The 12,458-nt window shown below is 52.7% G+C and carries 11 protein-coding genes and 1 riboswitch; all 11 genes read left to right on the forward strand.

Features of this window, described 5'->3' with window-relative positions; translation table 11 throughout:
• The first annotated feature begins 11 nt into the window (after positions 1–11).
• Positions 12–115: riboswitch (purine riboswitch) on the forward strand.
• 166 nt (positions 116–281) lie between these two features.
• The 11 genes from MKX70_RS07005 (at position 282) to MKX70_RS07055 (ending at position 12,452) form a co-directional block, all read left to right on the forward strand.
• Entirely contained in the window at positions 282–911 is a 630-nt protein-coding gene (locus MKX70_RS07005; RefSeq protein WP_042240744.1) for a xanthine phosphoribosyltransferase, read from the forward strand.
• On the forward strand, positions 905–2,203 hold the full coding sequence (locus MKX70_RS07010; RefSeq protein ID WP_042240743.1) for a nucleobase:cation symporter-2 family protein: 1,299 nt from the start codon (positions 905–907) through the stop codon (positions 2,201–2,203). The genes MKX70_RS07005 and MKX70_RS07010 overlap by 7 nt, the downstream gene beginning before the upstream one ends.
• A gap of 139 nt (positions 2,204–2,342) precedes the next feature.
• A complete protein-coding gene (locus tag MKX70_RS07015) occupies positions 2,343–5,411 on the forward strand; it encodes a hybrid sensor histidine kinase/response regulator (protein WP_340839752.1) in 3,069 nt (1,022 codons plus the stop codon).
• A gap of 39 nt (positions 5,412–5,450) precedes the next feature.
• Positions 5,451–6,587, forward strand: a complete 1,137-nt coding sequence (locus MKX70_RS07020) for a response regulator (RefSeq protein WP_340839753.1) — start codon at positions 5,451–5,453, stop codon at positions 6,585–6,587.
• Positions 6,588–6,793: 206 nt separating this feature from the next.
• A complete protein-coding gene (locus MKX70_RS07025; RefSeq protein ID WP_042243779.1) occupies positions 6,794–7,000 on the forward strand; it encodes a hypothetical protein in 207 nt (68 codons plus the stop codon).
• 29 nt (positions 7,001–7,029) lie between these two features.
• On the forward strand, positions 7,030–7,734 hold the full coding sequence (locus MKX70_RS07030; RefSeq protein ID WP_340839754.1) for a hypothetical protein: 705 nt from the start codon (positions 7,030–7,032) through the stop codon (positions 7,732–7,734).
• On the forward strand, positions 7,731–8,954 hold the full coding sequence (locus MKX70_RS07035) for a glutathionylspermidine synthase family protein (protein ID WP_042240730.1): 1,224 nt from the start codon (positions 7,731–7,733) through the stop codon (positions 8,952–8,954). Before MKX70_RS07030 ends, MKX70_RS07035 begins: the two co-directional genes overlap by 4 nt.
• Positions 8,941–9,594 carry a hypothetical protein gene (locus tag MKX70_RS07040; RefSeq protein WP_042240727.1) on the forward strand — a complete coding sequence of 218 codons (654 nt, stop codon included), beginning with the start codon at positions 8,941–8,943 and terminating at the stop codon, positions 9,592–9,594. The genes MKX70_RS07035 and MKX70_RS07040 overlap by 14 nt, the downstream gene beginning before the upstream one ends.
• Complete coding sequence (locus tag MKX70_RS07045; RefSeq protein WP_042240724.1) at positions 9,591–9,983, forward strand: DUF350 domain-containing protein; 393 nt, start codon at positions 9,591–9,593, stop codon at positions 9,981–9,983. The genes MKX70_RS07040 and MKX70_RS07045 overlap by 4 nt, the downstream gene beginning before the upstream one ends.
• A 99-nt stretch (positions 9,984–10,082) precedes the next feature.
• A complete protein-coding gene (locus MKX70_RS07050) occupies positions 10,083–11,099 on the forward strand; it encodes a potassium channel protein (protein WP_340839755.1) in 1,017 nt (338 codons plus the stop codon).
• A 189-nt stretch (positions 11,100–11,288) separates the two neighbouring features.
• A complete protein-coding gene (locus MKX70_RS07055) occupies positions 11,289–12,452 on the forward strand; it encodes a hypothetical protein (protein WP_340839756.1) in 1,164 nt (387 codons plus the stop codon).
• Positions 12,453–12,458 lie beyond the last annotated feature (6 nt).

Below are 12,458 nucleotides of genomic sequence, written 5' to 3' on the forward strand. Positions count from 1 at the left end.
AGGTTTTTAAAAACAGGCTTATCATAATACCTCATATAATCTTGGGAATATGGCCCATAAGTTTCTACCGGATGACCACTGTAATTATCCGACTATGAGTGAAATAGCGCATCTAGGGTTCCGTTTCTTGTGCTGCGGCAGAGGAAGGACTGGTCCAAGCGATGCGGACACGCTTATGTGTTACACCACTAAGGGACAAAAACCCAGAAGGACAGATTCACTTGAGAGAAACACTCAAGGGGATCTGTCCTTTTTATTTTAAAGGAGGAAGAATCGCTGTAATGAAAGTACTGGAGGAACGCATTAGACAAGAAGGCTTAATTTTATCGGAGACTGTGCTGAAGGTAGACTCGTTTCTGAATCATCAGGTGGACACGGAGCTTGCGCTGCAAATCGGGCAGGAATTCAAAGCTATCTTCGGAGATCAGCCCATTACCAAGGTGCTGACTGTAGAGGCCAGCGGCATCCAGTTCGCCATGGCTGCAGGCATTGCGCTGGGTGTGCCGTTTATTTATGCCAAGAAAAAGAAGGCTGTTACCCTCACCGAGGCGGTCTACTCCGCACCGGTGCATTCCTTCACCCGTCAGGAAGACTACCTGATCAGCATCTCGCAGAAGTATCTCGGACCTGGCGACAACGTGCTGATTGTCGATGACTTTCTGGCTACCGGTGCAGCGCTTATAGGCCTATGCGATATCGTGGAGGAGTCCGGGGCGCGGCTGATGGGAGTCGGCTGTGTCATTGAGAAGAGCTTCCAGGAAGGACGCAGCCTGCTGGAGCAGCGCGGAATTCCGGTACATGCCCTGGCGCGGATTGCTTCGATGTCTCCAGGAGAAGTTCACTTTATAGATAATCCCTGCACCGGCACTGCCCGTGCGGAAGAATTAATTAAGGAGAGTGCAGGATGCTAAGCAAACAGAAGATATTCGCCCTCGGGCTTCAGCATGTGCTGGCTATGTACGCCGGAGCTGTGATTGTGCCGCTGGTGGTCGGCGGGGCACTGAATTTGAACGGAACGCAGATGGCGTATCTGATCGCAGCGGATCTGTTCACCTGCGGACTGGCAACACTGCTGCAGATTATGGGCAGCAAATATTTCGGAAGCGGACTTCCCGTTGTACTCGGCTGTACCTTTACTGCAGTCAGCCCGATTATCGCTATCGCTTCAGGCTCCAATCTCCCGACAGCGTACGGGGCTATTATTATCTCCGGTCTGTTCGTTGTACTGGCAGCCCCGATATACGGGAAGCTGCTGAAATTCTTCCCTACAGTAGTAACCGGCTCCGTAGTAACGATCATCGGGCTCTCGCTGATCCCGGTAGCGATGAATAATGTGGCCGGCGGACAGGGCAGCGCTGATTTCGGCCAGCCCCGCAATCTGCTGCTGGCCCTGATTACACTGCTCGTAATTCTGGCGGTGAACCGCCTGACTACAGGTTTCCTGCGTTCCGTATCTGTACTGGTAGGCCTGGTTGTCGGAACCGTAATCGGCTATGCCATGGGCATCGTACATTTCTCTACAGTGACTACGGCCTCTTGGGTGAGTGTGGCCCAGCCATTCTACTTCGGCTGGCCGCAGTTCAGCATTACTGCGATCTTCACGATGATTATCGTTAATATTGTGTCCATGGTGGAATCGACGGGTGTGTATTTTGCCGTGGGCAAGGCTACAGACCAGCAGGTAGAACAGAAGCAGATCGTGAACGGCCTGCGTTCTGAAGGGCTTGCCATCATGCTCGGCGGATTGTTTAATGCGTTCCCTTATACGGCGTTCTCCCAGAATGTCGGCTTGCTGTCGCTGACCCGGGTGAAGACGCGCAATGTTATTTTTGCCGCCGGCGGAATTATGATCGTGCTCGGGCTGCTGCCGAAGCTGGCAGCGCTGACTACAGTCGTGCCGAATGCGGTGCTTGGCGGGGCGATGATTGTCATGTTCGGATCGGTTGCCGCATCCGGCATGTCGATTCTCTCGGATGTTGACCTGCGTAAGGATGGCAATCTGCTGATTGCCGCCTGTAGTATTGCTGTCGGTCTCGGCTCTGCTGTGCTGCCGTCCATGTTCGACCAGCTGCCGGAATTCGCCAGAATGCTACTGCAGAACGGAATCGTATCCGGGTCTCTGACAGCAATTATTCTTAATATCTTTCTGTCCCAAACCCAGGAGAGCACAGCTTCCGCAGTCGCAGCTCCGGAAGTAAAGTGAAATATTCCTAAAATTTTAATCTAATAAGATAAGCAGCCGATTCCGAAATAAATGGGAATCGGCTTTTTTAGTGCACTTAAGTAAATGGAATTTAATGTATAATTTATACATTGACAGCTAGAAGGGAATGGCATGGCGCATGAAAAAATATTGGCTGAGTATTCTAGGCAGTCTGGTGCTGGTGTTGATCATTCCATTGCTCTCTGTCCTCCAGACTTTCCATATAAACCGCGGAATGCCGCAGGCCCGGCAAGGTATGATCGATCTGCGCAGCTGGGACTTCGGCAAAGACGGTGTTGTGAAGCTGAACGGGGAATGGGAGCTGCACCGCGGCGCGCTGCTGATGCCTGAGGTGTTCTCCAAGGAGCGGAAGGACCCGGGCGTGCCTGCCGTGTCCGGAATGGTACAGGTTCCGGGGAAGTGGAATCCTTATATATCCGTCACCGGGGAACCCGCAGCCAAAGGGTACGGCACTTACCGTCTGCAGGCCAGGATTGCCTATGGGGAAGCCGTAGTGTACGGTCTGCGCACCAGCAACATCCGTACGGCAAGCCGGGTCTTCGTGAACGGGCAGGAGATTGGCAGCAGCGGCAGCCCTGCTCCCACGGCTTCTGAGGGGAAGCAGAATAATATACCCTATACGGGGTTTGCTTCGGTGACCGGAGATACCATGGAGATTATTGTACAGGTGGCGAATTACAGCTACTCCTCCGGAGGTATCGTTATGCCGATTGTCATCGGTAATCAGGGCTCTATTATGAAGCACCGCGAATTTGCGCTGTTTGTAGACGGCGGGGCGCTGTTCGGATTTATTATTCTTTCTCTATTCCTGCTGATGTTCTCCAAGGTTAGAGAGAGCCGGGGGGTCACCCTTTATCTGGGTCTATTCTGCATGGCGGCCTTTGTCTACATTCTGACCCACGGCGAGAAGCTGATCTCGGCAGGGCTTCCCGGGCTTCCGTATGAAATTGTGCTCAAGCTGCAGCTGGCTTCTTCCACGCTGGTCTACTATTATCTGCTGCGCTATGTCGCCAATTCCGTGAATTACCCGATGTCTATTGCGGTCATTAAGGCATCTAAAATGATTACGAGCATGCTGCTGCTGATCTCAATATTCATGCCGGCCTATCTATTCAGCTATCTGGAGGGCATGCTGCTGACCTGGGGTGCGGTAAGTATCGGCTTTGTGCTCTACTCTATGGTTCAGGGAACAAGGCGGAACCCGAAAAATATGTTCCTGATGATGGTCAGCATTGAGAGTCTCAGCGTCGTTATTATTTGCTACCTGGTCAGTTTTATGAACCTGTCATTCAGCTATTTCATAATCTCTTATGAAATTGTCCTGTTCGGGTTCGTTCAGGCGATTATTATGACCCGGCAATATGCGTCCTCTTTCCTTGAGGTGGGGCAACTGTCACGCAGGCTGCAGACACTGGATGGCTTGAAGGACGATTTCATCTCCGATACTTCCCATGAGCTCCGCAAGCCGCTGCAGGGAATGGTCAACATGGCCCAGACACTGGCGCAGGGTGCGGCAGGCTCCGTGAGCAGTGCCCAGAGTGAGCAGTTGCTCATGATTGTCTCGACGGGCAAGCGGCTGTCAGCCTTAATCAATGATATGTCTGACTTCGCGAAGCTGAATCACGGCTCGCTCTTTCTGCGCCGGCAGGCGGTGGATCTCCGCACCGCGGCTGTTTCCATCATGGAGGTGACGCGCCAGGTATACGGAAAGTCCAATCTTGAATTCCGCCTGGACCTGCCCGGGGAGCTTCCCCTGCTGGAGACGGATGAACAGCGCCTTGCTCAAATTCTGTATAATTTATTGGGAAATGCCGTCAATTATACGCCTCAAGGCGTGATAACGCTGTCTGCAGAGGTTAAAGAAGAGTATGTTGCCATTCTTATCACGGATACGGGGAAGGGGATTGCTCCTGAGCGTTTGCACTCCATCTTTGATGCCTATGATCCAAGCGGACCCGCAGCCCAGAAAGCCTACCGGGAAACCGGACTCGGTCTCAGCATTACCCAGAGGCTGGTTGAGCTGGCCGGAGGAGAGATAGAGGTGCATTCGGAGCTGGGGCACGGCTCTGTCTTCCGCTTCACACAACCCATCCTGCGGAAAAGCAAAGCGCTGCTGGAGCAGGAGTATCTGGATATTACCGGCTGGGAGGCGGCGGCAGTCCAACTGCCGGGAAAAGAACCAGTCCTGCCGCCGCCTGCGGAATGCTGCTTCATTCTGGTTGTGGATGATGATCCTGTCAATCTTCAGGTGCTGGTTAGTGTGCTGCAGCTGGAGAACCATTCGGTGATTACGGCCAGCAGCGGGGCTGAAGCTATAAGTAAAATACAGCAGTACCCTGAACTCGATCTCGTCATTGCAGACTGGGTGATGCCGGAAATACCCGGATTGTTATTATGCAAAACGATCCGTGAACGGTTTGTTCTGTCGGAGCTGCCGATTCTGGTGCTGATGGCGAGCAGCCGCCCCGAGGATATCCAGGCTGCGTTCGAAGCCGGAGCCAATGATTATCTGAGCAAGCCGGTGGAACTGCGTGAGTTCCAGGCGCGCGTGCAGACACTGCTCGATATGCGCAAGTCTGTCCGGATATCCGTTCAGGCGGAGATTGCCTTCCTGCAGGCCCAGATCAAGCCGCATTTCTTGTATAATGCGCTCAATGCGATCATCTCCGTATGTCCGGTAGACCCGGATAAGGCCACTGATCTGCTGCTGGATCTCAGCCAGTACCTGCGGAGCAGCTTTGACTTCCAGAACCGGGGACAGACCGTTCCTATTGAGAAGGAGCTGGGGCTGGTTCAGTCCTATCTCGCCCTCGAGCAGGCGCGGTTTGACGAGCGGCTGAATATCGAGTTCGATGTCCCGGACGATATTATGGGACTGGTTCCGCCGCTCAGCATTCAGCCGATTGTAGAGAATGCCGTCAACCACGGGCTGATGCAGAAGGAGGCTGGAGGGACAGTGCAGCTGTCGATTCAACTGCTGCCCGGCCAGCTTGTGGTTGCCATCAAAGATGATGGTGTCGGGATGTCTCCGCAGCGGATTGCGGAGGTTCTGTCAGAAGAACGGACAGAGGGCGGCATCGGACTGCGGAATATTCAGCGCCGGCTGCTCAAAATGTACGGAACAGGCCTGAGTATTCACAGTGTGCCCGGCCAGGGGACGGCGATATCTTATACAATTCCTAGATAAGCGACACTCGAGAACGATGACATGAGGTGAGTCCTTTCAATGAAAGCGATACTAATCGATGATGAAAAGCCTGCATTGCAGCATCTGGAGCGCCTGCTCCTGAAAGACGGACGTCTGGAGATTACCGGCAAGTATACTTCGGCAAGACGGGGACTGGAGCATCTGGAGCGGGAGAAGGCGGATATCGTCTTCCTGGATATAGGTATGCCTGAGATGAACGGGCTGGAAGCCGGCGAGTATATAGCCAGTCTGGACCGGAGCACGCGGATTGTCTATATCACAGCATACAGTGAGTATGCTATTGAGGCTTTTGAACTGAACGCCGCCGACTATCTGCTGAAGCCGGTAACCTCCCAGCGCCTGAGCAAAACGCTCGAACGCCTAGAGATTCGCATAGAGCAGAATGAAGCGCGTGTGGAGGCGCTCCCGGAGCCTGCAGCTGCCGTCAAACAGCTCTCGATTCTCTGCTTCAAACGTCTGGAGTTCATGGACAGCACGGAGCCTGGGCGCAAGATGCAGTGGAGAACCAGCAAAGCGCAGGAAGTGTTCGCCCTGCTGCTCCATAACCGCGGCCAATGGATTCTTAAGGATACCATTGTGGATTGGGTCTGGCCGGACTTCAAGCCGGAGAAAGCAGTAACCAACCTGCACACAACGGTGTACCATATCCGTAAGCTGCTTAAGGCCTGGGATATGGATGTGCGGGTTGAGTTCTCGCAGGAGCGTTACAGGCTGACCAAGGAGAATGTGCTGCTCGATCTGGAAGAATTCGAGCTGGGATACTGCAATACCTCTGTGGAATCGGAAGAGGAATGGGCGCGCAGAGAAGCGGTGCTGAGTCTGTACCGCGGAGACTATCTGGAAGAACATCATTATGACTGGGCAGAAACGCGGCGCAAGGAATTGCAGATCCGCTTTATCCGCATGTCGCTGCATTCGGCCGAATATGAATTATCCTCCGTACGTCCCCGGCAGGCACTGGACAGGCTGCTGATTCTGCAGGCACTAGACCCGTATTCCGATCAAATCTGCCGGCTGGTGCTGAGAAGTTACGCCGACCTGGGAGATTTCATCGGGTTTAGGAAACACTACGATAAGTATAAAGAACTGCTACAGCGGGATTTAGGCATCCAGCCGGATCATGTCATAGACAACTGGGTCCAGAAGGTGCTATAAATCAGCCGGTGGTATTCATCCTAAGGACATTGCCATTATTATTTGTTAGGCATAGAATTTAGTTGAGCCTGAACAGATAATATAGATAGGGATGGAGTGCTGGGGTACAGATATTCCAGGCTGCGCGAGTTGAAACGAAATAATAGCGGCAGCGTATCAGAAGCATAAGAGTGTTCAGAAGGGATTGGTATGGTGTGGATAATGGAATGAAGGTCATCCTGTTTGAGAAGATGCCGGAAGGAGACCTGCAGATTATTGAGGAGCGCGTCTGGAGCATGAACATGATCACGGCCCTGGAGCATGTGAATTATATAGTCGTAGGCGGCCGTGAGTTCGAGGCTGTAGAGGGCCGGCTGAATGTGGACGAAGGGAAGCTTGAGCTTCTGCTGGTTCCGATGCGTACCGAAGGTTAAGGAACATTATCAGGAAAGGAGGGCCCAAGTTGGCAAAAGACGAAAATGTTAAAGAACCTGCTGTAAGCAGGCTGTTCACCCCTGATGGCAAGCCGATCCGCGTATTGTCGACCTCGCTCGGCATTGCCCTGCTGGCCAATGCGTTATTTATTCCCGGAGGCGCTGGTGCCAGCGGGAGTACCGGCGGTACGGGGGATGAACCGAAGCTGGTATCCTGGTCTACCGAGGAAGTTAAGAATTATTTCGACAAGAATGTTGACTGGAATATTCCATATCCGGATGAGAATCGGGAGGAGACTGTCCAGGAAGGGCAGGGAGCGGTAACATCAGGCGGGACAACGGTAATTAACAACTATGGCGGTTATAACTCGGGATTCGGCTGGGATGATTTGCTCCTGTATCACATGCTGTTCAACAGCGGTTCGTTCTACTCTTCAAGAGGCTGGTACAATGACCGGCCGACTTATTACGGAGGCACACGTACTGCCTATAAGCCACCAACCTACAGCAGCGGCAGCTTCCAGAACAAGCCTGTAGCCGGATCAGTGGTGAAACCGAAGACTTCGACTTCATCGACCGGCTCCATCACCAGAAGGAACACCTCTTCGAAATCAGGCGGAATCGGCGGCACCTCCAGCGGGCTGGGCTCGAACAAATCAAGTTCCTCGACTTCGAAGTCCAGCTCAAGTAAAAGCTCCGGCAAAAGCTCAAGCAAGAGCGGCTTCGGCGGATGATTCCGGCAGAGAGCGTCTTCGAATATCTGGACCAGTCCGCTCTGGAGCGGGCACCCCGGGTACAGCAGCTGCATGAGCTGGGCTTCACCTGGGCTGACCTGGAGGAAGAGGAATATTGGCTGGATGCGATAGCTGTAATGCGCGGAGAGACCTACCGGGAACTGAAGGATGCCTCATCAGGACTGTGGATGGTTCTGGATAAGGCGGTCCGCTACGTCCATCTTAAGCATGACCTGTATGATCTGCTGGGAATTCCCCCGGTGCTGTGGCAGATGCTCGACGACTGCCCAATGCCTGAGCCGGGGCTGATTAGCCGGTATGCCCGGTTTGATTTTGCTGTAGCCGGAGACGGGACGATTAAGCTGCTGGAGCTGAATGCCGATACGCCGACCGGCTATGTGGAGGCCTCTATTGCTACGCCGTGGATCTGCGCAGAGGCAGGTATCGGGAATGCCAATGCCGCAATGAAGCAGCAGCTTGCTGCCGCCTGGGGCGCTGAACGTCCGGATACGGCAGCCTGTGTTGCCTATGGCAGCCATCAGGAGGATACCGGAACGATAGATGCACTGGCAGCACATAGCGGACTGGATATCCGCTGCGTCGATTGCCTGGACCTGTGGATTGATGAAGGTGTAGTGAAGGACGCAGAGGACCGGATCATTGAGCGGATGTTCGCGCTCTATCCGAAGGAGTGGATGGCTGTGGATGAAGGCGGCGACGCCCTGGCCTACGCCATCGAGACCGGGAAGCTCCAGCTGTTCAACGGTCCGCACAGCATCATCCTGCAATCCAAGGGGCTGATTGCTGCGGTATGGGGGATGTATGAGCTGGGCCTGCTGTTCAGCGAAGAGGAACGTCAGGTCATCTCCCGTTACATACTGCCTACGTATAATAAGGCGGTATTCTCCGAAAGCTTTGTGTCCAAGTCTGTCTTCGGCCGGGAAGGCGGGTCCGTGCGGATTTTTGATGACAGCGGTACGCTTGAAATAGAGGATGAAGAAGGCTATGACAGCAGCCAGCTGTTCCCGGTGGTCTATCAAAAAAGAGCCGAAATGGCCCGGATTCAGACCAGTGAAGGAGAGCTTCACCTGCTGACCGGCATGTTCGTGATTAACGGGAAGCCCTGCGGTCTGCTCGGCAGGGCTGGCGGACCGATTACAGGCAATGCCAGTCATTTTATCGCGCTAGGAGTGAGGGGGCTTGAAGATGAACAAGGGTAGAGAGGGACGTGCCGCCGGACGCAGAATTAGGGGCGGGGCGCTGACCGCAATGCTGCTTCTGGCAGTCATGCTGCTAAGCGCATGCTCAGGAAACAGTAACAGTGTGTTTCATACGGATACCGAAACAACGGACAGTGTATCGCGGGTACCGTGGGATTACCGGGTGGTCGAAGGCAAGGTAGGCGATCTGATCGGCAGCGACATGACCGTGCTGCCGGATAATGAGCTGCTGCCTAACGACGGCAATTATGCTACAGGCGATACCATATGGACGCTGCAGTTCATGGACGCTGAGCTCGTGACAGATGCCGATCAGAAGAACGATATCAAGCTGTCTTCCTGGACTACGCTTAAATCATACGGGGACCAGAAGACAGCAACGGAGGATCTGGCTAATCTCAAGGTATCGATCACAACTGATGTAGATCTTGTCGGGGTATACAAAACCCAGTATCAGGATAAAACCAGAAACTTTGCCGTACTTGAGCTGCCTTCCGGCAACCGGATCAAGCAGCCGATTGACGACAAGCGCTATACAGCACTCGAGAAACAAAAGACAGCCTCCGTAGTGCTGGAGGAAGTACATGATTTCGCCGACTATGATTCGGCCTATGCGAAATTCCGGGGGTGGGCTAATTGACGATTGTTATTAATCTGGTGGTTAGTATTCTGACCATTGTTCTGCTTCAGGTGCTGGGTATGGTTGTATTCACCCTGATGACGCCTTTTAAAGACATGGAGGAGCTGAAGAAGGGGAATGTCGCGGTATCACTGGCCTTTGGCGGCAAGTTTCTGGCCACGGCGATCATTCTTGGTGTGGCGGCCTATACGAATACCTCCATCTGGTTCATGATGCTCTGGTTCGCGGTGGGGTATGTGTGCCTGGTTGCCTCTTACTGGATCTTTGAGCTGTTCACTCCCGGGTTCCGGATTTCGGAGCAGCTGCAGAAAGGGAATGTTGCGGTAGGCGTAACACTCTGTATGGTCTTTGTCGGAACAGCGTTTGCGGTCAGCAGCCTGATTATTTAAAAGGACCGGCCTTACAGCAGGGCAGCTGCCGTACCTCGGATGTTGGGGCGGCAGCTGCCCGGCCGGCTTAAGCTAACTACCCGAAAGCAGGGATGAGCATTGCATTTTCTAATCCGAATTTCCGGCAAGCTGCTGCATCTAAAGAAGAAGTCCATAGCTCTGATCATCCTGGCATTCATCATTCTGAGTGCAACCACTGCGTTCCTGCTGGAGCCGGACACTTTTCATAACTGGTTCAACGCCTTTTATTGGGTAATGACCACAATGGCTACTGTAGGCTACGGCGACTATTTCGCCACTACAGCCATTGGTAAGGTATTTACGATATTCATATATATCTTTGGCATCGGACTGCTCAGTTTGGTCATCGGTAAGGTTATCGATGCCATGGGAGAGATGCAGCGCAGGAGAGGAGCCGGAACCTTGAACTTTCACGGGCATAATCATGTCATACTGATTAACTGGAGCCGTAAAACGCAGGCGGCTGTGGATGAAATTCTGTGTTATGACGCCAAGTGCAAGATCGTGATCATTGATGAGAACGGCCGGCATCCATTGGAACAGCTGGAGCAGGTTCACTTCATCAGCGGGGATGCTTCCAGTGATGATATTCTGCTGAAGGCGAACATCGGGAGCGCCAGAGCGGCGATCGTGTTCAGCGATACCCGTATAGACGAGGCCTCGCTGAGCGACGGCAAGACGCTGCTGATCGCCTCCAGTATTGAACGGATCGCCCCGCAAGTACATACCACCGTAGAAATCATGCAGGAGAAGAACATTCAGAACTTCAAGCATGTTCATGTGAACGAGTTCGTGCTCTCCCATGATGCCATCTCCAGACTCGCGGTAAGATCTGCCCTGCAGGAAGGCAATTCTGAAGTGATCACCCAACTGCTCAGCCGCCAGCATGGCGATGATATCTATGAGATTCCGCGCAGCAGTGCCTGGAATACCTATGGTGACGCCTTTCAGGCTCTGCTGCGGCAGGGAGCAACCCTGCTGTCCGACCGCAGTGACCTCGGCATTAACCGTAAGCTGGAGCAGCCGATTCCGGCCGATGCCAGACTCTATATTGTTGCCGATGAGGAGACTTACCGGAGAATTAAAACAGGCTAAAGTATATTGTAAACATAAGCAGGGCTGGTTGGGTCGATTTGATCCAGGCAGCCCTGCTTTTATTTGAATAAATGGAATTATCTATGATTTAGACACATAATGTTTGATAAAATAGTAAACAATGTGACATAAATTACCGTTATATTATTATGGCCAATATAAAGACTTGTCTTTTAAGGATGTGATGAATTGGGGAGTACACTCAGCAAGGCTGCTGCACTGGGAATATCGCTGCTTCTGATCACCTCATGCAGCGGTAATCAGGCCCGGCCCGTACCATCCGCGGCTACTTCTTCTCCGGCAGTTACTCCTGCGGGAACGAACGTGCCGGAGGAGCCGCTGCTTGACACAGCGGGTGAAGTACGGCAATTACTGAAATTCATAGATACGCAGCTCACTGGCCCCTACGGGGTATATACGAATTTGCAGGAAACCGGCGAATCGGCAGAGATGGCTACAGGCCATGAGGTTCTGAGCGAATCGGCTTCTCTTCTGATGAGGGCGGCCGTGCTTAACGGAGATCAGAAGAGATATGACCAGCAGTGGACGCTGGCCCGCGATACCTTCGATATGGAGGGCGGCTTCAGTTACAGGTTCAGTCCTAAGCAACAGAAGCAATACACCGTCAATGCAGCGGTAGACGACCTGCGGCTGATCGGCGCTCTGTATGAAGCAGGAGAGGTATTTAATCAGCCTGAGTATACGGAAGCAGCCGATAAATATGGCCGAAGATTCTATGATAATAATGTAAAAGATGGATACATGTATGATTTTTATGACAATATTTTCAAAACCACCAACGGGTTCGTAACTTTGTGTTATATTGATCTGAGTGTGTTGCGAAAATTGTCGATATCTAGCGAATTAAGCGGTATATTGTTGAATAATATGGGCGGAATTCTGGAAGACGGATATTTGTCCGACTCTTTCCCGTTCTATGAGACAAGATTTGATTACAAGACAGGCCAGTACAGTTCCGAACATATCAACACAGTAGAATCTTTGCTTACCATTCTTCATTTGACCGAGAGCAACCGGCAGAAGCCGGCGAGCATCCGTTATATCAAAGAGCAGGTTACGGCGGGCACACTGTACGGGCAGTATACGCGTGACGGCCAGCGGACGAATGATATCCGTTCTACGGCGATTTATGCGCTCACGGCCATGATCGGCGCTGTGCTGGGCGATCAGTCTCTCTACACATCCAGTATTGAACGGATGAATGAATTCAGAGCCGTGAATGCTGCAAGTCCGCTGTATGGCGGGTTCGGTGATGAGGCTGCCGGCCAGGCGTATTCTTTTGACAACCTGATGGCGCTCCTCGCTTATTCCTATTCCAACCCACAACAATAGTAACGA

This window comes from Paenibacillus sp. FSL R7-0312, assembly GCF_038004445.1.
Lineage (GTDB): Bacteria > Bacillota > Bacilli > Paenibacillales > Paenibacillaceae > Paenibacillus_AQ.